This window comes from Amycolatopsis sp. NPDC058986 (assembly GCF_042741125.1).
Classification (GTDB): domain Bacteria; phylum Actinomycetota; class Actinomycetes; order Mycobacteriales; family Pseudonocardiaceae; genus Amycolatopsis.
Window position 1 is genome coordinate 72,928 of sequence record NZ_JBHYJW010000020.1, and the last position, 24,519, is coordinate 97,446.

The 24,519-nt window shown below is 70.2% G+C and carries 20 protein-coding genes and 3 pseudogenes; 15 read left to right on the top strand and 8 right to left on the bottom strand.

What is annotated here, in order from left to right; genetic code table 11:
* Positions 1-20: 20 nt before the first annotated feature.
* Positions 21-1,205: a styrene monooxygenase/indole monooxygenase family protein gene (locus ACFW0G_RS19415; protein WP_378326712.1), complete on the top strand. Its 1,185-nt coding sequence runs from the start codon at positions 21-23 to the stop codon at positions 1,203-1,205.
* A gap of 59 nt (positions 1,206-1,264) precedes the next feature.
* Here ACFW0G_RS19415 and ACFW0G_RS19420 read toward each other — a convergent pair whose 3' ends face one another.
* Positions 1,265-1,483: a hypothetical protein gene (locus ACFW0G_RS19420; protein ID WP_378326713.1), complete on the bottom strand. Its 219-nt coding sequence runs from the start codon at positions 1,481-1,483 to the stop codon at positions 1,265-1,267.
* A gap of 163 nt (positions 1,484-1,646) precedes the next feature.
* On the opposite strand from ACFW0G_RS19420, the gene ACFW0G_RS19425 reads away from it, so the two are divergent.
* Positions 1,647-2,531 carry a DUF5753 domain-containing protein gene (locus ACFW0G_RS19425; RefSeq protein ID WP_378326714.1) on the top strand — a complete coding sequence of 295 codons (885 nt, stop codon included), beginning with the start codon at positions 1,647-1,649 and terminating at the stop codon, positions 2,529-2,531.
* Positions 2,506-2,685, top strand: a complete 180-nt coding sequence (locus ACFW0G_RS19430; protein WP_378326715.1) for a DUF397 domain-containing protein — start codon at positions 2,506-2,508, stop codon at positions 2,683-2,685. Before ACFW0G_RS19425 ends, ACFW0G_RS19430 begins: the two co-directional genes overlap by 26 nt.
* Before the next feature lie 72 nt (positions 2,686-2,757).
* Here ACFW0G_RS19430 and ACFW0G_RS19435 read toward each other — a convergent pair whose 3' ends face one another.
* The 5 genes from ACFW0G_RS19435 to ACFW0G_RS19455 form a co-directional block, all read right to left on the bottom strand.
* Positions 2,758-5,409 carry a glycosyl hydrolase family 28-related protein gene (locus ACFW0G_RS19435; protein WP_378326716.1) on the bottom strand — a complete coding sequence of 884 codons (2,652 nt, stop codon included), beginning with the start codon at positions 5,407-5,409 and terminating at the stop codon, positions 2,758-2,760.
* Positions 5,410-5,527: 118 nt separating this feature from the next.
* Positions 5,528-6,526, bottom strand: coding sequence for a TIGR03842 family LLM class F420-dependent oxidoreductase (locus tag ACFW0G_RS19440; protein WP_378326717.1), 999 nt, complete (start codon positions 6,524-6,526; stop codon positions 5,528-5,530).
* 10 nt (positions 6,527-6,536) lie between these two features.
* On the bottom strand, positions 6,537-7,922 hold the full coding sequence (gene hydA, locus ACFW0G_RS19445; protein WP_378326718.1) for a dihydropyrimidinase: 1,386 nt from the start codon (positions 7,920-7,922) through the stop codon (positions 6,537-6,539).
* Positions 7,922-8,764 (bottom strand): nitrilase-related carbon-nitrogen hydrolase, encoded by an 843-nt coding sequence (locus ACFW0G_RS19450; protein WP_378326719.1) that lies wholly within the window; start codon positions 8,762-8,764, stop codon positions 7,922-7,924. Before ACFW0G_RS19450 ends, hydA begins: the two co-directional genes overlap by 1 nt.
* Positions 8,715-10,322: an NCS1 family nucleobase:cation symporter-1 gene (locus tag ACFW0G_RS19455; protein ID WP_378326720.1), complete on the bottom strand. Its 1,608-nt coding sequence runs from the start codon at positions 10,320-10,322 to the stop codon at positions 8,715-8,717. The genes ACFW0G_RS19450 and ACFW0G_RS19455 overlap by 50 nt, the downstream gene beginning before the upstream one ends.
* Positions 10,323-10,572: 250 nt before the next feature.
* Between ACFW0G_RS19455 and ACFW0G_RS19460 the strand changes: the two genes are divergently transcribed.
* From ACFW0G_RS19460 to ACFW0G_RS19470, 3 genes are all read left to right on the top strand, one after another.
* Complete coding sequence (locus ACFW0G_RS19460) at positions 10,573-11,244, top strand: response regulator transcription factor (RefSeq protein WP_378326775.1); 672 nt, start codon at positions 10,573-10,575, stop codon at positions 11,242-11,244.
* Complete coding sequence (locus tag ACFW0G_RS19465; RefSeq protein ID WP_378326721.1) at positions 11,241-12,278, top strand: ATP-binding protein; 1,038 nt, start codon at positions 11,241-11,243, stop codon at positions 12,276-12,278. Before ACFW0G_RS19460 ends, ACFW0G_RS19465 begins: the two co-directional genes overlap by 4 nt.
* Positions 12,279-12,368: 90 nt before the next feature.
* Complete coding sequence (locus ACFW0G_RS19470; RefSeq protein ID WP_378326722.1) at positions 12,369-13,934, top strand: DUF4153 domain-containing protein; 1,566 nt, start codon at positions 12,369-12,371, stop codon at positions 13,932-13,934.
* 84 nt (positions 13,935-14,018) lie between these two features.
* On the opposite strand, the gene ACFW0G_RS19475 is transcribed toward ACFW0G_RS19470, so the two are convergent.
* Positions 14,019-14,384 carry an SSI family serine proteinase inhibitor gene (locus ACFW0G_RS19475; protein ID WP_378326723.1) on the bottom strand — a complete coding sequence of 122 codons (366 nt, stop codon included), beginning with the start codon at positions 14,382-14,384 and terminating at the stop codon, positions 14,019-14,021.
* Between the two features lie 28 nt (positions 14,385-14,412).
* Positions 14,413-16,062, bottom strand: coding sequence for a PucR family transcriptional regulator (locus tag ACFW0G_RS19480; protein WP_378326724.1), 1,650 nt, complete (start codon positions 16,060-16,062; stop codon positions 14,413-14,415).
* A 153-nt stretch (positions 16,063-16,215) separates the two neighbouring features.
* Here ACFW0G_RS19480 and ACFW0G_RS19485 point away from each other — a divergent pair, with 153 nt between their 5' ends.
* From ACFW0G_RS19485 to ybeY, 9 genes and pseudogenes are all read left to right on the top strand, one after another.
* Entirely contained in the window at positions 16,216-17,712 is a 1,497-nt protein-coding gene (locus tag ACFW0G_RS19485; protein WP_378326725.1) for a CoA-acylating methylmalonate-semialdehyde dehydrogenase, read from the top strand.
* A gap of 84 nt (positions 17,713-17,796) precedes the next feature.
* Complete coding sequence (gene hrcA / locus ACFW0G_RS19490; RefSeq protein WP_378326726.1) at positions 17,797-18,822, top strand: heat-inducible transcriptional repressor HrcA; 1,026 nt, start codon at positions 17,797-17,799, stop codon at positions 18,820-18,822.
* A 35-nt stretch (positions 18,823-18,857) separates the two neighbouring features.
* Complete coding sequence (gene dnaJ / locus ACFW0G_RS19495; RefSeq protein WP_378326727.1) at positions 18,858-20,024, top strand: molecular chaperone DnaJ; 1,167 nt, start codon at positions 18,858-18,860, stop codon at positions 20,022-20,024.
* 5 nt (positions 20,025-20,029) lie between these two features.
* Complete coding sequence (locus ACFW0G_RS19500) at positions 20,030-20,782, top strand: 16S rRNA (uracil(1498)-N(3))-methyltransferase (protein WP_378326728.1); 753 nt, start codon at positions 20,030-20,032, stop codon at positions 20,780-20,782.
* A 505-nt stretch (positions 20,783-21,287) separates the two neighbouring features.
* A complete protein-coding gene (locus ACFW0G_RS19505; protein WP_378326729.1) occupies positions 21,288-21,650 on the top strand; it encodes a histidine triad nucleotide-binding protein in 363 nt (120 codons plus the stop codon).
* A 117-nt stretch (positions 21,651-21,767) separates the two neighbouring features.
* A pseudogene (locus ACFW0G_RS19510) lies at positions 21,768-22,547 on the top strand (PhoH family protein); the annotation flags it as partial.
* Between the two features lie 456 nt (positions 22,548-23,003).
* Positions 23,004-23,351 (top strand): annotated as a pseudogene (locus ACFW0G_RS19515) (LAGLIDADG family homing endonuclease); the annotation flags it as partial.
* Positions 23,352-23,627: 276 nt separating this feature from the next.
* Positions 23,628-23,960 (top strand): annotated as a pseudogene (locus tag ACFW0G_RS19520) (PhoH family protein); the annotation flags it as partial.
* Complete coding sequence (gene ybeY / locus ACFW0G_RS19525; protein ID WP_378326730.1) at positions 23,957-24,514, top strand: rRNA maturation RNase YbeY; 558 nt, start codon at positions 23,957-23,959, stop codon at positions 24,512-24,514. The pseudogene ACFW0G_RS19520 and the gene ybeY, both read left to right, overlap by 4 nt.
* Positions 24,515-24,519: the final 5 nt, after the last annotated feature.

Here is a 24,519-nt window from a genome sequence, read left to right on the forward strand (position 1 = left end):
CCACGGGGAAAGGGGAGGGCATGCGGCGGATCGGCATTGTCGGGGCGGGACAGGCCGGGCTGGTACTCGGGCTCGGCCTGCGACGGCATGGATACGACGTCACCATCGTCACGGAGCGGTCCGCCGAAGCCGTGCGCGGCGGCAGGCTGATTTCCAATCAGTGCCTGTTCCATCCGGCGCTGACCCGGGAACGGGAACTCGGCATCAACTTCTGGGACGCGTACGCGCCCGAAATCGACGGTGTGTCCGTCACAGTGGCGGGCGAGCCGGGCGCGGACGAACCCAGGATCGCCTGGCGCGCGCCATTCGACCATCCGGCGCAGTCGGTGGATCAGCGGGTCAAGGTGTCGGAGTGGATGACCGGGTTCGCCCGGCTGGGCGGGGAGATCCGGCAGCGCCGGGTGAGCCCGGAGGATCTCGACGACTATGCCAGGGAATTCGACCTCGTCCTCGTGGCCGCCGGGCGTGGTCCGCAGTTCGACGCCCTGTTCCCGCGTAACGCGATACTTTCGCCGTACTCCGAGCCGCAGCGCTCGATCGGCATCCTGTACGTCAAGCCCGCCGGGGACGAGCCGTTGCCCGCGATCACTTCCGGCCTCAGCGTCAACCTCTCCGACGGGGGCGAATTCTTCGGTCTGCCGGTGTGGTCGGTCGACGGGCCCGTCTACGGCGCGGGGTTCTTCGGCCTTCCCGGTGGTCCGCTCGACTGCTGGGACGACGTCGCCGACACCGAGCAGCATTTCGAGCGCGCGCGGAACCTGCTGCGTACCTCCTTCCCTTGGCTCGCGGGCTTGCTCGAGAACACGCGGCCGAGTGGTCCGCTGGACGCGCTGCGCGGACGCGTCCAGCCGGTGGTGCGGCAGCCGGTCGGGACGTTGCCCTCGGGGGCGAAGGTGCTCGCGATGGGCGACACCGCCGTCACGAACGATCCGGTGGCAGGACAGGGCGCCAACATGGCCGCGCACGCGGCGCGGTCGTACGAGGAGGCGATCCTCGAGCACGCGGACCGGCCCTTCGACGAGGAGTTCATGCGCCGGGCGTTCGCGCGGTATTGGGACCGGGCGCGCTATTCGACCCGGTTCACCAACGACCTGCTGGAGCCGGGCCCGCCGCCGGACCACCTCCTCGAAACACTTGAAGCCGGGCAGGAGTTTCCCGAGGTCGCCCACCGGTTCGCCGACGTCGAAGCCCGCACCGCCTCCTGATCACGCGAGATCTCCCTCCAGACACACGAGTTCTCCGCCTGATCACGCGAGTTCGCCGTTCACGCACGCGAGTCCGGCTCCTGCTCCATCGTCCGCAGGGCGGCCTGCGAGGCCTCGGCGAGGCTGGCGAGCCCGCCCGCGGTGGCGACGATATTGAGCGACGTCGCGTTGCTGCCGAATTCGAACTGCGCCTCGTCGCCCACGACCTCATACCTGATCGAGCAGTTGTCCTCGATCCTCGCCCAGGTGTCCACGGCGATTCCCCGGTGAGTGAACACGGTCTGCCTCCTTGTCAGCGGGAATGTCGGGCCTGCGGGCCGCGGTGGCTTCCGGGCCCGACCGCGGCCCGCAGACCGTGTTGACGGTATCGGATGCATTCTGCATTGGGGATTGACTGATCGGGTGAAAGCATTAGCTGCAGGTGTCGGCTAGGGTCGCGGCATGGCACTGGAGAAGACACGCCGCAAGGTCAAGCTCGGCCGGTACATGCAGGCGCTGCGGAAGGACACCGTGCCGGTGCTGCGGCCCGAGGACATCGCCCCGCAGTTCCGGATCGCCGCGACCACGATCACGCGGATGGAAGGCGGGCTCACCTTGCCCGGCTTCACGCTGCTGCAAGCGCTGCTCGGTCTCTACGGGGTCACCGACAAGCAGCGGGCCGAGGCGACCCGGCTCTGGGAACACGCCAAGCAGGGCAGTACGAGCGTGGAGAACGTCACCGACCTGCCCACCAAGTACCGCGCCTTCCGCCACGACGAATCCGACGCCGTACTGGAGCGGGCCTTGGATGTTGTGGCGGTGCCGGGTTTGTTGCAAACGGCGCGGTACGCGGAGACGATCGGCGAAGCGACTCGGCGACATCATCGGCCGGAGGGATGGGACCTGCGGGCCGCCGCCGAGCGGCAGACCAGGCAGCGGCTGCTGGAGGGCACCAACCCGCTGCGCCTGTACGCGATCATGGACGAAGCGGTGATCCGACGGGTGATCGGCAGTCCCGAGATCATGGCTGAACAGCTCGAATACCTGCTCACGGCCGGTGCCCGCCGGAACGTGACTGTCCAAGTGGTGCCGTTCGGTGTTGGAGCGTATGGAACCATGTCCGGTCCGATGATCGTCCTCAGCTTCGAGGACGATCCGGACCTCGCCTACCTGGAGTACGCCGCCGGGGGTGAGACAGTGGAGAATGCAAAGGACGTACAGGCATTCGTGGAGACCTTCGAGGAGGTCCGCCGAAAGGTGGCACTGTCGCCGAAGGAGTCCGCGGAGCTGATCCGGGCAGCACTGGACGGACTGAGGAACGATGATCGAAAACACGGTATGGCGTAAGAGTAGCTACAGTGGGCCGCAGAACGCGTGCGTGGAGCTGGCGATAAGCCAAGCCGGGGCACGGATGCGCGACACGAAGGACCGCGAGGGCGGCACACTGGAGATGTCGGCCCCCGCGTTCGCGGCCTTCCTGCGAGTTCTGGGACGGTCGTAGGGATACCCGCGGCGAGTGCTCCGACCGCTGACAAGCGGCCGGAACACTCGCCAGCGCCTACGCCGGGGTGACTCAGGTGACGGCCAGTCCTTCGAAGGTCTGGAGTTTGACCGTGAAAGCCAGGGTGAGTCCCGAAGGCGCCGAGCACCGCACCACGGCGTTCCCGCCGGACGCGACGATCTCGGGTGGCACCCAGCCCGTGGGCACTGAACCTCCTGCGGAGCCGAAGGAATCGAGCACGCGTGGCTGCGGCGACCACGGGGTGACCGTGGTACCGACGGTACTGAGGCCCTGCTCGATCACCCAGGTCGCCGCGTGCCCCGCCGCGTCGGTCGCCATGACCTCGGCCCGGTACCGGCTCGCGCCCGGGGCCAGCGGGACGGCGGCCAGCAACGCCGGGCTTGTGCCCGCGATGCCGCTGCCCTGGGTCTCGCGTTCGCGGGCGCCGATCCGGCCGGTCGTGGTGTCGTGGGCGAACACCCAGTCCCGGCCGCCCCGCCACTGTGTCTGCCCACTGTCCGTTGTGGACACACAACCGCCGAGGTGGGACACCAGGTTCGCGTTCTCCGGTGGTACCCACGGCTTGGCGGGGTCGCTGCTGATGTTCCCGGCGAGCCGGACCGGGCCCGGTCCTTTCCGGCCCGAGAACTCGATGTTCGCCCGCGCCTTCGGGCTGGGCTCGAAGTAGCAGTTGAGGAACACCGACGAACCGGGGAAGTCACGGTTCGCGTCGACCGGGACCAGCGATTCGTCGATGAGCACCGGCGGACAGTCGAGCTGGTTCAGGAAAACGGTCTCCAGCGTCGAGTTCTCCAGCGTGAAATGCGGCAGTCCGGACGTCGCCACCGCGGCCAGCCAGGTCTGTTCGGTGGTCCGCTGGACGTCCTCCGAGCTGATCACCACGCCGACTCCGTGGAAGTGGCCGGAGTAGGCCGCCGAAGTCAGCAGGAGCGGCACGATGGAGCGGGAACCGCCGATGTACCAGTCCTGGGCGTGCACGCTGACGACGTCGGTCGCCACGAAGTCGTACTGCGTGCCCGCCGTCTGGAACCGGGTGACGTTCGCCAGGGTGGTGGTGCTGCCCAGCGTCAGGCCGAGCCGGGTGGCCGCGACGTAAAGGTGGTCGATGTCGACGAGGTAGCTGTTGTTGCGCAGCCGGACGCCGTCGCGTGAAGCGGTGACGCGGAGGTGGCTGAACCGCGAGTTGACCGAAAGCTGCGCGTGGACGCCCGCGCCGGACGGCGACTGGAACTCCAGGCGGCGGACGGTGGTGATCGCGTTGGCGGGAATCCCGTCGCTCCACTGGTGCATCAGATAGACCGGGATCGGGAACTGGGGCTGCCCGAGCCAGGTGGAGCCGACGGTGAACACGCCGGCGTCACGGTCGAAGTTGATCAGCATCCGGGTGACCAGCCGCTTCGCCGGGTCGGCGGGATCGGTCTTCACGTTGCTCGCGAAGTCCTCGGGGAATTTCGCCGTGGGCGCGGTGAACTTGCGTTCGGCGTCCCGGTCGATCGCGAACTCGGTGATGCGGATGGAGTCGATCCGGCCGGTGAACGGGTAGGTCGGGGTGCGGTACTCCGGCCAGCCGCCGGTGCTCTGTACGCCGACGTAGACGCCTTCCTCCACCGGCTGGGTCAGCGTCGCACCGCTCGCCGGGCGTTGTCCCTCCGGCGGTTGCGCGGGCGCCAGGCTCGTCCCCGGCGGACCGGCGTACAGGCACAACTGCGTGCCGTCCCAGACGAGGGCGAGATGGAGCGTCTGCCCCACGGGAAAGCCGCCGGGATGGATGATCGTGTAGTCCTTGCCGCCGAGGCAAGCGGTGGCGGTGACCGTGATCTTGCCGGTCGTACCGCCGAGGAAGACGCCGAACGCGCTGGTCGCCTTCTCACTGGTGAGCCGCTTGCCCGAACTGCTGAGGACGGCCGCGCCACCGCCGCCGGGGAGTTCGTCGGGACGCACGGTGCAGGCGACGCTGAAAGCCTTGGCACCATTGAGGTCCAGCGCCGGGCTGTCCCGCAGGTTGATCGTGTTGCGGCTGCCCGTGCGCAGCACCCCGGCCTTGCCGTTGCCGGTGAGCAGCGCGTCCGCGGTGGGCAGGTGTCCCACGGTCTTCGGCGAGACGCACAGCGCGGGGCCGTGCGGGCCGAAGAACCGGATGGTGGTGGTGTGCTCGCTCTCGCCCAGCAGCTCGATCCGGCCCTGCTCGCGGTCGACGTGCAGCGGACGGCTGATCCGGTAGTTCCCGGCGGGGAAGTACAGCACCCCGGGCCGGATCGGGTCGAGCGAGCCCATGGCCCGGGTGATCGCGGCCCAGTCGTCGTTCTGGTCGTCGCCCCGCGCGCCGAAATCGAGGACGTTGGCGAAGTCGTGTTTCGGTGCGACGGCCAGAACGCCTTGCGTGTCACAGGAACCGACGACGAACGCGCCCTGCGCCACCGGATTCTGCCGCGCGCACCGGCCTTTCTCGTCGGCCACCACCGCGGCCGCGATCCCGGCGCCGAGCCCGGTCACCGACGTCGGCGCCGCCTGTGCGGGCGGGTAGTAGCTCACGGTCCCGCCCGCCGTCGCGGGTGCCGCCGCGACCCCGGCGACCATCGTGCCCGCGGTGAGTGCGGCCGGTGTCGCCTTCGTGAGCTTCGCCGGCGCGGCCGGGTCCAGTGCGGGGCACAGTACGTCCCCCGCCTGGACCTCGACCGCCACCACCGCTGTCGCCAGTCCCATTGCGTTCCTCCGCCGTCGTCGGGACTGTCACTTTAGGACTGATCGACGGCGGTGAACCCGTTGTCCGTACGTCCTTTCGCGTCGGCCGGGTTGCCCGATCGGGAAGTTCCGGCGCGCGTCAGGCGGTGAGCTTCGGGATGATCTGGGTGCCGTAGTGGGCCATGGTTTCTTCGCGCCGGTCGTGCATCAGGTACAGCGCGAACTGGTCGACGCCGAGTTCCACCAGTTCTTCCAGCCGCGCGATGTGGGCCGAGGCCGGGCCCAGCAGGCAGAACCGGTCGACGATCTCGTCCGGGACGAAGTCGGTCGACGGGTTGCCCGCGCGGCCGTGATGGGCGTAGTCGTACCCTTCGCGTTCACGGATGTAGTCGGTCAGCTCGTGCGGCACCGGACCGGAATCGCCGTAGCGCGCGACCAGGTCCGCCACGTGGTTGCCGACCATCCCGCCGAACCAGCGCAGCTGCTCGCGCTGGTGGGCGACGTCGTCGCCGACGTAGCCGGGAGCGGCCACGCAGATGGTGATGCCGCTGGGATCCCGCCCGGCCGCGCGGGCCGCCTCCCGCACCGAACCGATGGTCCAGCGCGCGATCGCGGGGTCGGCGCACTGCAGGATGAACCCGTCGGCGTGCTCACCGGCCAGTTTCAGCGCCTTCGGCCCGTAGCCTGCCATCCACATCTCCAGCCGCCCGCCCCGGATCCACGGGATGCGCACGGCCGTGTCGTTCATCGTCACCTCACGGCCCTCTGCGAGGTCCTTGACCTGGCGCATGCACTCGCGGACAGTGGCCAAAGTGGACGGTGGGTTCCCGACGACGCGATGCGCGGAGTCGCCGCGGCCGATCCCGCACACCGTCCGGTTGCCGTACATGTCGTTGAGCGTGGCGAAGGTCGAGGCCATCACCGACCAGTCCCGCGTGCCGGGGCTGGTCACCATCGGCCCGACGATCAGCGAGGACGTCGCCGCGAGGATCGCCGAGTAGATGACGAACGGTTCCTGCCACAGCACGCACGAGTCGAACGTCCAGCCGTAGCGGAATCCCGCGTTCTCGGCGTCGGCCATCAGCCGTACGACCTCGCTCGCGGGCGGATCGGCCTGCAGAACAATCCCGAAATCCATTGACGCCCCCTCAGTTCAGGTACTGGTTGAGCTGCCGGGAAAGGAACTTGCCGTGCGAGGTGCTGCCGGTGAAGCCGGACGGCGACACCACGACGCGGCCCCGGGAAAGCACCGTGTCCACCTTGCCGGTGATCTCGAACCCCTCGTACGCCGAGTAGTCCACGTTCATGTGGTGGGTCTCGGCGGACAGGGTCTGCTTCGCCGCCGGGTCGTAGATCACGATGTCCGCGTCCGAGCCCGCCGCGATCACGCCCTTGCGCGGGTAGAGTCCGAACATCCGCGCCGGGGTGGCCGAGCACGTTTCGACCCAGCGGCCCAGCGACAGCTCACCCGCCACGACACCCTGGTGCAGCAGGTCCATCCGGTGCTCGACCCCGGGGATCCCGTTCGGGATGGCCCGGAAGTCGCCGCGCCCCAGCTCTTTCTGGTCCTTGAAACAGAACGGGCAGTGGTCGGTCGAGACCACCGAAAGGTCGTTCGTGCGCAGGCCGCGCCAGAGGTCGGGCTGATGCGACTTGTCCCGCAGTGGCGGCGAGGCCACGTACTTCGCGCCCTCGAAGCCCGGCTTCGCCAAGTCATCAATGGACAGATAGAGGTACTGCGGGCACGTCTCGGCGAAGACGTTCTGGCCACCCTCGCGAGCCTCCGCCACCGCCGCGAGCGCCTGCGACGCCGAGAGGTGCACGATGTACAGCGGTGCCCCGGTGACGTTCGCGAGCTGGATAGCCCGTGACGTCGCCTCGCCTTCCAGTTCGGGCGGGCGCGTCAGTCCATGTTGGACAGGATCGACCTTGCCCGCCGCCACGGCCTGCGCGGCCAGCTGGTCGATCGCGATGCCGTTCTCCGCGTGCATCATGATCGTGGCGCCGATCTCGCGCGCCCGCTGCATGGCCAGCAGGATTTCGCCGTCGGTCGAGTAGAACACGCCGGGGTAGGCCATGAACATCTTGAAGCTGCCGACCCCGCCGTCGACACAGGCGGACATCTCCTTCAACGTCGTGTCGTTGACGTCGGAGACGATCATGTGGAAGCCGTAGTCGATCGCGCAGTTCCCGTCGGCCTTCTCGTGCCATTTGTCCAAGGTGGACAGTAGCGAGGTGCCCTTGGCCTGTACCGCGAAGTCGATGATCGTGGTGGTGCCGCCCCACGCGGCGGCCGTGGTCCCGGTGCCGAACGTGTCGACCGAATGCGTGCCGCCGAAGGGCATTTCCATATGCGTGTGCGCGTCGATCCCGCCGGGCATGACGTACTTCCCGGTGGCGTCGATGATTTCCTCGGCCTCGATCAGCACACCGGGCGCGGCGACGGCGGCGATGCGTTCGCCGTCCACGAGGACGTCCGCTGTCGTCGCGCCCGCCGGGGAGAGGACCTGGCCGCCCTTGATGAGCGTCGTCATCACGCCTCCGCGAGCGGGCCGTAGCTGTCCGGGCGCCGGTCGCGATAGAACGCCCACAGATCACGGACTTCGGCGAGCCTGCCCATGTCGAGATCGCGGACGACGATCTCTTCCTCTGTGTCGGACGCCGCCTCGCCGACGAGCTGTCCGCGTGGGTCCGCGAAGTACGATTGCCCGTAGAAGTCGTTGTCGCCCAAGGGTTCCACGCCGACGCGGTTGATCGTGCCGACGTAGTACTCGTTCGCCACCGCGGCCGCGGGCTGTTCGAGGCGCCACAGGTACTCCGACAGGCCCCGGCTGGTCGCCGACGGGTTGAACACGATCTTCGCCCCGGCCAGGCCGAGCGCCCGCCAGCCCTCGGGGAAATGCCGCTCGTAACAGATGTAGACGCCGATGCGGCCGACGGCGGTGTCGAACACCGGGTAACCCATGTTGCCTGGCCGGAAGTAGAACTTCTCCCAGAAGCCCTTGACCTGCGGGATGTGGTTCTTGCGGTGCTTGCCGAGGTAGGTCCCGTCGGCGTCGATCACCGCGGCGGTGTTGTAGTACACGCCGGGCTGCTCGACCTCGTACATCGGGACGACCAGCACGACGCCGTGGCGTTCGGCGACCTCCTGCATGAGCTTCGTGGTGGGGCCGTCGGGGATGCCCTCGGTGTAGGAGTAGTAGTCGGTGTCCTGTACCTGGCAGAAATACGGGCCGTAGAACAGTTCCTGAAGGCAGACGACCTGAGCCCCCTGCGACGCGGCCTTGCCGATGGCGTCGACCGCGTTCGCGATCATGGACTCCTTGTCACCCGTCCACCGCTGCTGGATCAACCCGGCCCTGACCACTTCGCTCACTGATCTCCTCCTTCTTCGTTACGGGACGGGCCAGTGCCAGGTAGACGACGGACGCGCCGACCAGACCGGCCACCCAGTTGTAGTCGTAGAGAGGCTTGAGGAACGGGATCAGCCCGTCCGCGGGGAACGGACCGCTCCCTTCGGCGCTGTACGCGCCGCCGACGGCGAGCACCGCACCCACCAGAGTGGCCACCAGCGCCCGCCAGTTCCAGCCACCGGTGAACCAGTACACCCCATCGGGTGTGTAGAGATCCCGCAGTTTCAGCCGCGTCCGGTACACGATCCAGTACCCGGAGGCCAGGACCCCGGCGACCGCGCCGAGGAGCCCGCCGTAGAACCCGAGCCACGCGAAGATGTAGATGCTCGGGTCGGAGTAGAGCCGCCACGGCTGGATCAGGATGCCGACGATCCCGGTGATCAGCCCGCCGACGGCGAACGTGATCCGCTTCGGGAAGGCGTTCGAGAAGTCGTAGGACGGGCTGACCACGTTGGCCGCGAGGTTCGCCGAGATCGTCGCGAGCACCAGCGCGACGAGCGCGACGACGACCACGACCGGGCTCGAGAACTTGTCGGCGAGCTTCGCCGGATCCCACAGCTCGGCGCCGTAGAGCACCTTGCCGCCGGACGTGGTCAGGATCGCCACCACCGCGATGAACGTCATCGTGGTGGGCAGGCCGAGGATCTGGCCGCGGACCTGCTTGCGCTGGCTGCCGCCGAAGCGGGTGAAGTCCGGCATGTTCAGCGAAAGCGTCGACCAGAACGCGATCATCGCCATCAGCGACGGCGCGAACACCTTCCAGAAGCCCGTGCCCCAGCCGAGTTTCCCGGGATCGGCCAGGATCGGCCCGAACCCGCCCGCGTTGATCAGCACGTAGCCGAGCATCACCAGGAAGCCGACCGACACCAGCGGCGCCGTCCAGTTCTCGAAGCGGCGCACCGCCTCCATACCGCGCCAGATGATGAGCATCTGGATCACCCAGAACACCGCGAACGACAGCCACAGCGTCCAGTGCTGGCCCGCCACGATCGCCGAATCGCGCCAGCCGGATCCGGCGAGCCGCCCGACGATGACGTAGATCGCCTCGCCGCCCACCCAGGTCTGGATGCCGAACCAGCCGCACGCGATGAACGCGCGCAGCAGCGCGGCGAGGTTCGCGCCGCGCAGCCCGTAGAACGCCCGCGCGAACACCGGGAACGGGATGCCGTACTTGGTACCGGCGTGGCTGTTGAGCAGCATCGGCGCGAGCACGATCAGGTTGCCGAGGGTGATCGTGATCAGTGCCTGCAGCCAGTTCATGCCGAGCGCGATGAGCGACGCCGCCAGCGCGTACGACGGGATGTTGTGCGCCATGCCCATCCACAGCGCGAAATAGTTGTAGGTGGTCCAGGTCCGCTTGCCGACCGGGACCGGCGCCAGTTCCTCGTTGAAGAAGCGGCTGTTCTCCAACGACCGGACGTCACCGAGTTCGACCCGGCCGTCCCCGTGCACGAGCTGCGCTGACGCGCCCTCGGCGAGAGGGCGTACCTCGGGCTGGTCTTGGCGGCTCGTCGGCTCCATCGCCGAATCCTGCGCGCCGCCCGAGTCCGGGTGGGACTGTCAGTCTGTTCATTCTTCGACAGGTCGGAACGCAGTCTGTCGATTGCGCACGGACGCCTCGGGTGCATGACGTACGTCACATACCTCGCGGTAGCGCCTTCGCAACGAAGCCGAAACCCGGGCCGGGTCTTCACAGGATCTCCACAGCTCACTCCGAACGCCTCCACGGTCATTGCTTAGAGTCGGCGGCATGGACAGGGGAGGACGGCGGGTGCTGGTGGTCGAGGACGACCGCACCATCGCCGACGCGATCGCCGCCCGGCTGCGGGCCGAAGGATTCACCGTCGAACTGGCCCACGACGGGCCCGCCGGGGTCGCCGCGGACGTCGAGCACGAGCCCGAGCTGGTGGTGCTCGACGTCATGCTGCCCGGGTTCGACGGGCTCGAGGTGTGCCGCCGGATCCAGGCGCGGCGCCCGGTGCCGGTCCTGATGCTCACCGCCCGTGCCGACGAGACCGATCTGCTGGTCGGCCTGGGCGTCGGCGCGGACGACTACCTCACGAAGCCGTTCTCGATGCGGGTGCTCACGGCGCGGGTCCACGCGCTGCTGCGCCGGGTCGAGCGCGCCGCGCGGAACCCCGGCACCCGGATCGTGCTGGGCGATCTGGAGATCGACGTCGACGAGCGGCGGGTGTCCCGTGCCGGGGTGGCCGCGCAGCTGACGCCGATCGAGTTCGACCTGCTCGTGCACTTCGCCAAGCGGCCGAGGGCGGTGCAGCCGAGGGAGCGGCTGCTGGCGGAGGTGTGGGACTGGGACGTGCACGGCACCGCCTCGGGCACCCGCGCGGTGGACAGTCACATCAAGGCGTTGCGGCGCAAGCTCGGCGCGGACCTGATCCGCACCGTGCACGGCGTCGGCTACGCGCTGGAGGTCGGTTCGTGAAGGCCCGTTTGGTGAAACTCGTCGATCTGCTGCCGCGGCCGCTCGACCCGATCCGGTCGATCAAGCTCAAGCTGGCCATCCTGCTCGTCGTCTCGGGCGGGATCGCGCTGACGTTCTTCACCTACCAGATCGGCTGGATCCCGCCGCGCACCACGATCGCCGCCGTCGTGCTCGCGCTGCTCACCTCGCAGATCCTCGCGCACGGCATGACCCGGCCGCTGCGCGAGATGACGGCCGCCGCCCGCGCGATGGCCAAGGGCGACTACACCCGGCGGATCCGCGCCACCGCGCGCGACGAGGTCGGCGAGCTGGCCCACGCGTTCAACCAGATGGCCGCCGACCTCGACGCCGCCGACCAGCAGCGCCGCGAGCTGATCGCGAACGTCTCCCACGAGCTGCGCACGCCGATCACCGCGCTCAACGGCGTCCTCGAAAACCTCGTCGACGGCGTCGCCGAACCGGACCCGGCGACGTTGAAGACGGCGCTGCAGCAGACCGAACGGCTCAGCAAGCTGGTCACCGAGCTGCTCGACCTGTCGAAGATCGACGCCGGGACGTTCAAGCTCGACATCGAGGAGTTCGACCTCGCCGAGCTGCTGGCCGACGTCGCCGCCGAGGCCGAGGTGATGGCGACGGCCACCGGCCGCGGCGTGCGGTTCGCCGTCGACGTCTCACCGCCCGGCGCCACCGCGGTCGCCGACCGCGAGCGGCTCTACCAGGTCGTGGTCAACCTCCTGGAGAACGCCGCCCGGCACGGGCCCGCCGGGGGAGAAGTCCGCGCGTACGCCGAAAAACGTGGCGACGAGGTGATCATCGAGGTGCGCGACCAGGGCCCGGGAATCCCCGCCGCGGAACGGGATCGCGTGTTCGAGCGGTTCACCCGCGGCGAGCGCGCCGGGGGCGGCGGGACCGGCCTCGGCCTCGCGATCGCCCGCTGGGTGGTCGATCTGCACGGCGGCACCATCGGCGTCGTCGACACCCCGCCCGGTGAGCCCGAGGGCGGCCGCATCCGCGTCACCCTGCCCGCTTCCTGAACCGGAAAGCACATCACGGCCCGGCCTTCACGGCCGAGGTCTGCTTCGCGCTGCCCAACGGTGCTACCCCAAAGAGCGAGGAGAAATCCCATGTCCGAGCCGACCAAGCCAGAGCCGGCCCACGCCACGCCGCCCGGCGCGGCCAAGCCATCGGCGGCCGCGACGTCCACAGTGGACTTGCCGAAGGCGCCGCAGGTACCGGTGCTGCACCAGGTGACCGTCCCTCCGAAGTGGACAGTTGTCCCGTTGCCGCCCGCCGTGCTGCCCGCCGCCGCCGTGGCCGGGCTGGCCGCCGCGATCCTGCTGCCACTGGGAAAGCCGGGCATCGGCTGGGTGCTGACCGGGCTCGTGCTGGCGGCAGGGGTGGTGGTCGTGGACCGCCGTTCCCGCGAGGCGGGGACACCTCAGCACTTCACGAAGGCGAGTGCGGGGTGGGGGCTGTTGGCTCTGGCGTTGCTCGCGGTCGGGACGTATCGCGACTCGGGCTGGTTGTTCGTGTTGTGCGTGCTCGCGGCCTGTCTCTGCGGCTCGCTCGCGGTGGTCGGCGGGCGGACGGTCAACACGCTGGTCTACGACGTGCTCGCGGTGCCGGTCGAAGCGTTACGCGGCCTGCCATGGGTCGGCAAGGGGCTGGGCGCGCTCGCGCTCCGCAGGGCCGGGACCGGGCAGCGGGTGGTGTTCGCGGTACTGGCGACCGCGGGCCTGCTCGCCGTCTTCGTGCCGTTGCTGAGCAGCGCCGACGAGACCTTCGCGCAGCTGGTGTCGTCGCTCGTGCCGGACATCGACCCGCCCGCGGCGTTGCGCTGGGGCTTTGTCTTCGTCGCGGCAGGTCTCGGCCTGGCCGGGGCGTGCTACCTCCTCGCCTCGCCACCGCATCCGGCGGTGGACACGCGGCCCGTCCGCGCGGGTCACCGGCTGGAGTGGGCGCTGCCGCTGGGCGTGCTGGTGCTGCTGTTCGCGGTGTTCGTCGCGGTGCGGCTCGTCGTGTTGTTCGGCGGGACCGGTTACGTGCTGCGCACCGACGGGCTGACCTCGGCCGAGTACGCCCGCGGTGGTTTCTGGCAGCTGTGTGCCGTCACGGTGCTGACCCTCGCGCTGGTCGCCGCCGCGCTGCGCTGGGCGCCGAACGCGACGGTGAAGGATCGCGTGTGGCAGCGGACGATGCTCGGCGCGCTCAGCGTGTTGAGCCTGGTTCTGGTGGTGTCCGCGTTGAGTCGCATGTGGACATACCAGGAGGCGTACGGCTTCACCGTGCTGCGGGTGCTGGTCGAGGTCTGCGAACTCTGGCTCGGCGTGGTGTTCCTGCTCGTGCTCGCGTCGCTGGTGCGGCTGCGGACGGCCTGGCTGCCGAGGGCCGCTGTCGGCGCGGCGGCGCTGGCCCTGCTCGCGCTGGCGGTGCTCGACCCGGAGCGCGTCATCGCGGGGGCCAACATCGACCGGTTCGCCCAGGGGAAGCCGCTCGACGCGGCCTATCTGAGCCGGTTCTCCGCCGACGTCGTCCCGGCCGCCGAACTGCTGCCCGAACCGCGGCGGTCGTGTGTGCTGCGGCCCGTGCTGGACCGGCTCGGCAAGGACGGCTGGACGGAGTGGAACGCCAGCCGCTCGGCAGCCCGGCCTGTCCCTGTGGCGGGCCACTGGATCGAGGACTGCCGCTGAACCGGAGGGGTCCGCGGCCCGTAGTAGTACCTGTGGACGTGGGTGGCCGGACTGCCGAGGGGGCAGCCCGGTCACCTGCGGGCGTCAGAACTTGAAGACGCCGTCGGTTTCGGCGTCGGCGGCGCAGGCGTTGCCGTAGGTCGCGCGGAAGGCGACCGGTTTGCCGCGCCACTCGCCGGTGGCCGAGACGTCGACCGGCGAGTAGTTGAGGGTGCAGGCCTGGTGGCGCGGGGTGATCTTGTCGAAATCGCCCTTAGCGCGGCCGAGCACCGCGCAGGCGCTGTCGTGCGCGGGGTGGGTGCCGCCCGCCGGATCGCAGGTCAGCGTCACGGCCGCGAGCCGCCCGGTGACTTCGTGGGTGCTCAGCTCGAGCGAGGAGGGGAGTTCGTGCGGCGCCGGGCACAGGCCGATCAGGCAGGCGGCGAGCGGCGCGAGAGGGAAGAAAGCCATATCGGGTGTATCGGCACCGCCATACCGGTCACTGTGTTCCTCGTCCGGGTGAGTCTTCGTCGCTCTGCTGGGTGACATCGGCTGCGATGTCGTGGGCCAGCAGGGCGACGTACAGCGAGAGCATCGACTCGGGATCTTCGAGCCGGACGCCGAGCACCTGCTCGATCCGGGCGAGCTGCTGGTAGTACGCGGTACGCGAGGTGTGGGCGGCCGCCGCTGCCGCGGATTTGTTGCCGCCCTGGGCGCAGTAGTGCCGCAGCGCCTGCACGAGCCTGCTGCCCGCGGCGGCGTCGCGTTGCAGCAGCGGACCCAGCTCCCGCGCGGCGAACGCGGTCACGCGCTCGTCGTCGGCCAGCAGGTGCAGCAGCCCGCGCAGCCGGACGTCGGCCAGCCGATGGACCGGCCGATCGGTGCCTTCCCGCAGCGCCGCGGCCGCGACGTGCGCGGCCTCGACGAGGGTCCGGCGGGCCTCGGCTGGGCTCGACACGGTCGTGCCGACCGCGATCACCGCGGGCGCGCTGCTCCTGGCCTCGTGGACGTCGGAGGCCAGGCGCTGCAACACCGCGTCGGCGTTCGCCTCCGGCGACAGCGCGAGCAGCGCGCGCACCGCGACGTCGTCCGGCCCGACCAGTACCGACACCTTCGCCCGCCGGGCCGAGAGCGCGGCCGCCTCGGCGAGTTCCCGCAGCACCGGCGGCGTGGAGAGCGCGGGCCGCCCGGTCACGGCGATCCGCGGGCGGATCGCCAGCCCGATCAGGCGGCGTCCGGTCAGCGGGACGGCCAGCGCCGAGGCGCGGGCCAGGAGTTCCGCGGACGGCGTCGGCGAGCACAGCAGTTCGGTGAGTACCGCGCGGTGGGCCTGCCGTTCCAGCCCGTCGGAATCCTTCGCGACCAAACGGTGTACCGCGAGCGCCGACGCGGCCCGCTCGGCGACGACGCGGTGCCGGTGCGGCGGCGGCTCGGCGCACACGACGACCAGCCGCGCCCAGTCGTGCCCGCGCGCGCCGACCACGGTCACCAGCCAGCCCGCGCCGGCGTGGTACCCGGTCCGCTCGCCGACCTGGATCGCCCGCGAGCGCGCGGGCCAGCCGGTCAGCAGCTCGCCGGGGTCGGTGCCCGCCGCGTCGTAGGCGAGCACCTCGTGGTCCAGGGTCTCCAGCACCACCGGCTGCTCGGTGATCCGCGCGACCTCGCCGAGCACCACCCGCGGTTCGGCGCCCGCGACGGTCAGCGCGGTGAACGTCTCGTGCACGCGTTCGGCCGCGCGCAGCTCGGCCACCTGGGCGTCCACGATCATCCCGTTGACCGCCTCGGTGACCGTGACGTACCGCGTCTCGCGGGAGAGCGTGACCAGCGGCAGGCCGTGCCGGTCGGCAGCCTCGACCAGTGCGGGCGGCAGCTTCTCGTGCCAGTGCCGGACCAGCTCGATCACCAGGCCCGCGGCGCCGACTCCGGCGAGATCGCCGATGTAGCGGGCGAGCGCGGTGCCGTCGTCCGGCAGCGCGACGCCGGTGGTGAGCACCAGCTCGCCGCCGCGGAGCAGATGCGCGATGTCGGCGACCTCGGCGACGTGCGCCCACCGCACGGCCGCGTCGAGCCCGGCCGCCCCGGCCACCACGTGCGGACGACCCTGGCGCAGCACGGGAAGGGCCAGGACCTCGGCGACGGTCGGGTACATCGGCTCACATTCTCTGAGGTGAAGCAGTCTCCGGAGTGGGAACAGACTGTACGGCCGCGCGGCCGAGTCCGTACATGTTGCCGATGGCCCGGTGTGCCGCGCGCGAAGGAGACTCCGGAGCGCAGGCTTACACCACGACGAAGGAGCGGCCCCGTGACCGACCGCATCAGCCATTGGATCGACGGCAAACCGTTCGACGGGGTGGCGCAGCGCAGCGGGGACGTGTTCGACCCGGCGACCGGCGAAGTCGCGGCGAAGGTCGACTTCGCGGAGCAGGCCGAGGTCGACCGGGCGGTGGCGGCCGCGTCGGCGGCGCTGCCGGGCTGGCGCGGGACGTCGCTGGCCGGGCGCACGCGGATCCTCTTCGCCTTCCGTGAACTGCTCGTCGCCCGCAAGCACGAACTCGCGAAGATCGTCACGAGCGAGCACGGGAAGGTCGAGTCCGACGCTGCGGGCGAGATCGCCCGCGCGATCGAGAACGTCGAATACGCGTGCGGCGCGGCGCAACTGCTGAAGGGCGGCTTCAGCGAGAACGCCTCGACCGGGGTCGACGTCTACTCCATCGCCCAGCCCCTCGGCGTCGTCGGCGTGATCTCGCCGTTCAACTTCCCGGCGATGGTGCCGCTGTGGTTCGTCCCGAACGCCTTGGCGTGCGGCAACACCGTGGTGCTCAAGCCGAGCGAGAAGGACCCGTCCGCGGCGAACTTCATCGCCGAGCTGTTCGCCGAGGCCGGGCTGCCCGCGGGCGTGCTCAACGTGCTGCACGGCGACAAGGTCGCGGTCGACGGCCTGCTGGAACACCGCGACGTCAAGGCGATCTCGTTCGTCGGGTCGACGCCGATCGCCCGGTACGTCTACGAAACCGGGACCCGCAACGGAAAGCGGGTCCAGGCGCTCGGCGGGGCGAAGAACCACATGGTCGTGCTGCCCGACGCCGACCTCGACCTCGCCGCGGACGCCGCGGTTTCGGCGGGCTTCGGCTCGGCGGGGGAGCGGTGCATGGCGGTGTCGGTCGTGGTCGCGGTCGACCCGGTCGGCGACGAACTGGTCGCGAAGATCACCGAGCGGATGTCGAAGCTGAGGGTCGGGGACGGCCGCAAGCCGACCTCGGAGATGGGGCCGCTGGTCACCAAGGCGCACCACGCCCGCGTCGAGTCCTATGTGGACGCCGGGGTGGCGGCGGGCGCCTCGCTGGTCGTCGACGGCAGGGGCGTCGAGGCGGACGGCGGCCAGGACGGCTTCTGGCTCGGCCCGACGCTGTTCGACCACGTGCGCCCGGAGATGTCGATCTACACCGACGAGATCTTCGGCCCGGTGCTGTCGGTCGCCCGCGCCGATTCGTACGAGGCCGCGCTGGAACTGATCAACGCGAACCCGTACGGCAACGGCACCGCGATCTTCACCGGGGACGGCGCGGCGGCGCGGCGCTTCCAGAACGAGGTCGAGGTCGGCATGGTCGGGGTGAACGTGCCGATCCCGGTGCCGGTCGCCTACTACTCGTTCGGCGGCTGGAAGGACTCGCTGTTCGGCGACTCGCACGCGTACGGGCCGGAGGGCTTCCACTTCTTCACCCGCACCAAGGTCGTCACGTCCCGCTGGCCGGACCGCTCCCACGCGGGCGTCAACCTGGGCTTCCCGAAGAACTCGTGACGGCCGGATCCGTCACGGGCTGAGCGCCGGGCACTCAAGGTTCCGTAAACTCGTTGTGAGTACGACGGGCTTACGGAGGTGCGAGTGGCCAACGCGGATGAGCGCCGGTTCGAGGTGCTGCGCGCGATCGTCGCCGACTACGTCTCCAACCAGGAGCCGGTCGGGTCCAAGACGATCGTCGAGCGGCACAATCTCGGCGTGTCCAGCGCCACTGTGCGTAACGACATGGCCGCGCTGGAGGAGGAGGGCTACATCACCCAGCCGCACACCAGCGCGGGCCGCATCCCGACCGACAAGGGCTACCGGCTCTTCGTCGACAAGCTGTCCGAGATCAAGCCGCTGTCCACGGCCGAGCGCAAGGCGATCACGACCTTCCTCGACAGCGGCACCGACCTCGACGACGTCCTGCGCCGGTCCGTCCGGCTGCTCGCCCAGCTGACCAGGCAGGTCGCCGTCGTCCAGTACCCGGCGCTGACCAACGCCGCGGTGCGGCACCTCGAGGTCGTCCCGCTGACCCCCGCCCGGCTGATGCTGGTGCTCATCACCGACTCCGGGCGCGTCGACCAGCGAACGGTCGACCTCGGCGACGTCATCACCGACGAGGGCGTGGCGCGGTTGCGCACCGTGCTCAACGCGGCGATGTCGGGGCGCCGGCTCACCGACGCGGCGGGCCGCGTGGCGGAGCTGCCCGAGCAGGCACCCGGTGACCTGCGCGACGCGCTGACCCGGGTCTGTACCGTGCTGGTGGAGTCGCTGGTCGAACATCCCGAGGAACGGCTGGTGCTCGGCGGCACCGCGAACCTCACCCGCAACGTCGCGGACTTCCCCGGCTCGCTGCGCCAGGTGCTCGAGGCGCTGGAGGAGCAGGTCGTGGTGCTCAAGCTGCTCGCCGCTGCGCGCAACCCCGGTGCGATCACCGTGCGCATCGGTGAGGAAAATGAAGACGAGCAGATGCGCAGCACCTCGGTCGTGTCCATCGGGTACGGGCGCGACGACATGCTGCTCGGGGGCATGGGGGTGGTCGGCCCGACGCGGATGGACTACCCGGGCACGATCGCGGCGGTGCGCGCGGTGGCCAACTACGTGGGGCAGATCCTGTCCGCCCGCTGACCGGGCAGGCAGAGAAGAAGGAGAAGGCAAAGACGGTGGCGAGGGACTACTACGGCATCCTCGGCGTGGCCAAGAACGCGTCCGATCAGGAGATCAAGCGCGCGTACCGCAAACTGGCCAGGGAGCTGCATCCCGACGTCAACCCGTCGGAGGACGCGCAGCACCGCTTCGGCGAGGTCACCACGGCGTACGAGGTGCTGTCCGACCCGCAGAAGCGCAAGATCGTCGACCTCGGCGGCGACCCGATGGACAACGGCGCCCGTGGCGGCGGTGGCGGCGACCCGTTCGCCGGATTCGGCGGTCTGGGCGACATCATGGACGCCTTCTTCGGCGCCGCGGGCGGGGGCGGCGGTCGTGGCCGCGGCCCGCGCAGCCGCGTCCAGCCCGGCTCCGACGCGCTGATCCGGCTCGGCCTCAGCCTCGAGGAGTGCGCCACCGGCACCGACCGCGAGATCAGCGTGGACACCGCCGTCGTGTGCGACCTGTGCCGCGGCGCGGGCACCAACGCCGGTAGCGGCACCAAGACCTGCGACACCTGCGGCGGCGCCGGCGAGGTCCAGTCCGTGCAGCGGTCGTTCCTCGGCCAGGTCGTCACCGCGCGCCCCTGCCCGGTGTGCCGCGGGTTCGGCGAGGTCATCCCCGACCCCTGCCGCCAGTGTGGCGGCGACGGCCGGATCCGGTCGCGGCGCACCGTCACCGCGAAGATCCCGCCCGGCGTCGGGGACGGCATGCGCATCCGCCTGTCCGGACAGGGCGAGGTCGGTCCGGGCGGCGGCCCCGCGGGCGACCTCTACGTCGAGATCGACGAGTCCCCGCACGAGGTGTTCGTCCGCCAGGGCAACGACATCCACTGCAACTTCCGCATCCCGATGACCACCGCCGCGCTCGGCGCCACCGTGCCCATCGCGACCCTCATCGACGGCGACTACGAGCTCGACATCGAACCCGGCACCCAGCCGGCCACCGAACTCGTGCTCACCGGCAAGGGCATGCCGCGGCTGCGGTCCTCCGGGCGCGTCGACGGGCGCGGTGACCTGCACGTCCACATCGACGTCCAGGTGCCGACCAAACTCGACGAGGCCCAGCGCGAGCTGCTCATCGACCTCGCCCAGCAGCGCGGCGAGGAAGTGCCCACGCTGGCCACCAACGGCACCAAGCACGGCGGGCTGTTCTCCAAGCTGCGCGCCAAGAACCACCGGTAACCCGCGTGCCGGACACCACCCTGCCGGTCTTCCTCGCCGACGCGCTGCCCGAGGGCACGCACGCCGTGCTCGACGGCGAGGAAGCCCGGCACGCGGCCACCGTGCGGCGCCTGCGCGCGGGGGAGCGGCTCGTCCTCTCCGACGGCGCGGGCGGCATGGCCCGCTGTGTCGTCGAGGTCGTCCAGGCCGGCCGCGACGCGACCCTCACCCTCACCGTCGAGGAACGCTGGACCGAGGAACCGCCCGCCCTGCGCGTCCTCGTCGCCCAGGCGCTCGCGAAGGGCGACCGCGGCGAACTCGCCGTCGAACTCGCCACCGAGGCCGGCGCCGACGCCATCGTCCCCTGGCGCGCCGCCCGCAGCATCGCCCGCTGGGACGACGGCCCCCGCGGTGACAAAGCCCTCGCCCGCTGGCGCGCCACCGCCCGCGCCGCCGCCAAACAAGCCCGCCGCGCCCACGTCCCCGACGTCACCGAGCCCGCCGGCACCCGCGAACTCGCCGAACTGGCCGCCACGATGTCGCTGGCCGTCGTCCTCGAATCCGACGTCCCCGACCGGCTCACCGACCTCGCCATCCCCGGCACGGGTGACCTCCTCCTCGTCGTCGGCCCCGAGGGCGGCATCACCGACGAGGAACTCGCCGCCCTCACTCAGGCAGGCGCCCGCGCCGTCCGCCTCGGTACGACCGTTCTGCGCACGTCAACGGCCGCCGCCGTGGCTCTCGGCGCCCTCGGCGCACTCAGCACGCGCTGGCTATGAAAAATCTTCAACCAAAAAATTCGCCACAATTTGCGGCGAGTTATGGCGCGATCACACTGTGAGCCGTTACTCTCGTTTACTAACGCGCCACACACGGTTTCGGCGCGCTACTGGGTGAGACCCGGTCGCGCGCGAAGAACCCCGCCGGGCACCTCCCCCCTCGGTCCGGCGGAGCCGCGGCGGCGGTGGAGCGACCCCCAGGCTCCACCGCGCCGCGGCGTCTTCGTGTGTGCTTCCGCTTCGCTCCAGCCCACCCTTCGCGCCCCGGGCGGTTCCGCGTCCTACCCGGGGGGCCGAGCCCCCCGGACCCCCACGGTGCGGCAGCTCCCGACCCAGCGTGGTCCCCTCCCAGCGGGTGAGATCTTCGTCTGATCACGTGAGTTCTCCTTCTGATCACGTGAGTTGCGCGTCCAATCACGTGAGTGCGCCGTTGGATCACGGGTGGTGCGTGCTACTCGGGCCTGGCGGCCCTCGTGCACTGGGTTGGGTCGATAGGGTGTCGGGCATGAGTTCTGACGCGGAGACGTTGTTTGAGCGGATCATTGCGGGGGAGATTCCGGCGGAGGTCGTGTATCAGGACGAAACGACGTTCGCGTTTCGGGATATCAATCCGCAGGCGCGGGTGCACGTGCTGGTGGTGCCGCGGAAGAGGTATCGCAATGTCGCAGAGTTGGCGGCGGCTGACCCGCAGTTGTTGAGTGACGTCGTTGCCACGGCTGCCAAGGTCGCCTCGCTCGAAGGGATCTCTTCGTCTGGCTATCGGGTGGTGTTCAACACTGATGCCGATGCGGGGCAGACCGTGTTTCATGTGCACGCGCATGTGCTCGGCGGGGAGTCGCTGGGGCACTTCGGCAAGGTCGGCGGGTAGCGAGGGCCCGGGCGGCCTGCGGTAACCGGACTGCGCCGCGGCAGGCGAAACCGCTAGCATCGAGGGGTCAGAAAACCTCGAAAGCAGCGATAGCGCAGAAAGCAGGCCAGAGGCCACGTGGCCGGAACCGCACAGGGTGGAGCCGCCCAGCCCGACGTCCCCGACGGCGTCCCCGCAGAGTCCATCGACAAGTCGTCCAGCGGCACTGCGGCCATCGATGAGGCCACCGCCACCCAGGCGGCCCAGTCCCGATTCCCGATCCCCGACGCCGCCGCGCTGTCCCTGCTCGGATCCCGCGACGAGAACCTCCGGGTCGCCGAGGAACTCCTCGCCGCCGACGTCCACGTCCGCGGCAACGAGGTCACCCTCACCGGCACCCCCGCCGACGTCGCCTTCGCCGAACGCGTCTTCGCCGAGCTCGTGACACTGGCCGGGGGCGGCCAGCAGGTCGGCCCCGACACCGTCCGGCGCACCGTCGGCATGCTCTCCAGCGGCGACGCTTCGCCCGCCGAGGTCCTCAGCCTCAACATCGTCTCCCGGCGCGGCAAGACCATCCGGCCCAAGACGCTCAACCAGAAGCGCTACGTCGACGCCATCGACAAGCACACCGTCGTCTTCGGCATCGGCCCCGCAGGCACCGGTAAGACCTACCTCGCCATGGCCAAGGCCGTCCAGGCGCTCCAGGCCAAGCAGGTCACCCGCATCGTGCTCACCCGCCCGGCCGTCGAGGCCGGTGAGCGGCTCGGCTACCTGCCCGGCACGCTCAACGAGAAGATCGACCCGTACCTGCGCCCGCTCTACGACGCGCTGCACGACATGGTCGAGCCCGAGTCCATCCCGCGGCTCATGCAGGCCGGCACCATCGAGATCGCGCCGCTGGCCTACATGCGCGGCCGCGCGCAGCCCGTCACCACGCCGGTGCTGACCCCCGACGGCTACCGGCCGATCGGCGAGCTGGCGGTCGGCGACCTCGTGGTCGGCTCGAACGGTGAGCCCACCGTGGTCCTCGGTGTCTACCCGCAGGGCGAGAAGGACATCTACCGCGTCACCGCCGGGGACGGGGCGTCCACGCTCTGCTGCGGTGACCACCTCTGGACGGTCCGGACGGCGGCCGACAAGCGCCGGGGCAAGCCCTGGCGCGTCGTCGAGACGAAGGAGATGATTGGCAAGCTCCGGGCCGCCCACGCCCGCCGCTACGAGCTGCCGATGCTGACGGCGCCGGTCTGCCACCCCGAGCAGGACGTGCCCATGGACCCCTACGCACTGGGGCTCCTGCTCGGCGACGGATGCCTGACCGGCTCCACGACGCCGGGCTTCGCGACCGAAGACCCGGAGCTGGCGATCGCCCTAGAGATGGCGCTTCCCGGGGTGCGCGTGCGCCACAAGGGCGGCGTCGACTACACGCTGAACCGCGTGCGGGAACCCGGCGACGTGATCACGCTGGAGAACCCGGTCACCGGCGCCCTGCGCGCGCTTGAGCTGATCGGGACCCGTTCGCACTCCAAGTTCATCCCCGAGGTCTACCTCCAGAACTCCGCGGACGTCCGTCTCGCGGTCCTGCAGGGGCTTCTGGACTCCGACGGCGGGCCGGTCACCCAACGCGCCCGCACCTGCCGCATCCAGTACACGACGACCTCGTCGCGGCTGAAGGACGATGTCATCCGCCTGGTCCAGTCGCTCGGCGGCGTCGCCTACACCCGGCGGCGTGCGGCGCTGGGGCGCAAGCCGGGCCGTGCCAAGGGACGTGACGTCGGCTACCGGCACGACGCCCACATCGTCGAGATCCGGCTGCCCGCCGGGATCGAGCCGTTCCGCCTGACCCGCAAGCGGTTCAAGTACCGCGAAGCCGGTGGCGGGGGGCGTCCGATGCGGTTCATCGAGAGCATCGAACCGGCCGGACGTGCGGAAGCGGTGTGCATCCAGGTGGCCGCGGCGGACTCGCTGTATGTCACCGAGGACTACCTGCTCACGCACAACACGCTGAATGACGCCTTCATCATTCTCGACGAGGCCCAGAACACCACGCCCGAGCAGATGAAGATGTTCCTCACCCGGCTCGGCTTCGGCGCCAAGATCGTCGTCACCGGCGACATCACCCAGGTCGACCTGCCCAGCGGCCAGCGCAGCGGCCTGCGCGTCGTGCGCGACATCCTCACCGGCGTCGACGACCTGCACTTCGCCGAGCTGACCAGCCAGGACGTCGTGCGGCACAAGCTGGTCGGCGACATCGTCGACGCGTACGAGAAGTGGCAGGCCGTGCAGGACGCGCAGGACCAGCCCGGCAACGGCTGGAAGGGGGGCCGCCGATGAGTATCGAGATCGCCAACGAATCCGGCGTCGACGTCGACGAGACCTCGATCGTGTCCGCCGCGCGGTTCGCGCTCGACAAGATGGAGGTCAGCCCGCTCGCCGAGCTGTCCATCCTGCTCACCACGCTCGACGTCATGTCCGATCTGCACGAACGCTGGATGGACCTGCCGGGCCCCACCGACGTCATGGCGTTCCCGATGGACGAGCTGGACTCCTCCCGCCGTCCCGACGCGCCGGACGCCTCACCCGCGCTGCTCGGTGACATCGTGCTCTGCCCGGCGTTCGCGAAGGACCAGGCCAAGAAGGCCGGGCACGCGCTGCTCGACGAGCTGCACCTGCTCACCGTGCACGGCGTGCTGCATCTGCTCGGTTACGACCACGCCGAACCGGCCGAGGAACGTGAGATGTTCGGCCTGCAGAAGCGGATTCTCGGCGAGTACCAGGCCGCGGTGGCCGCGCTCGATCGCCGCGACGCGCAGCGCAGCGCGGACGAACGGCTGCTCGGCACCGCCGGGCTCGACACCGTTCCGCCCGCCGAAGAGCCGCCGGCCTGACGGGT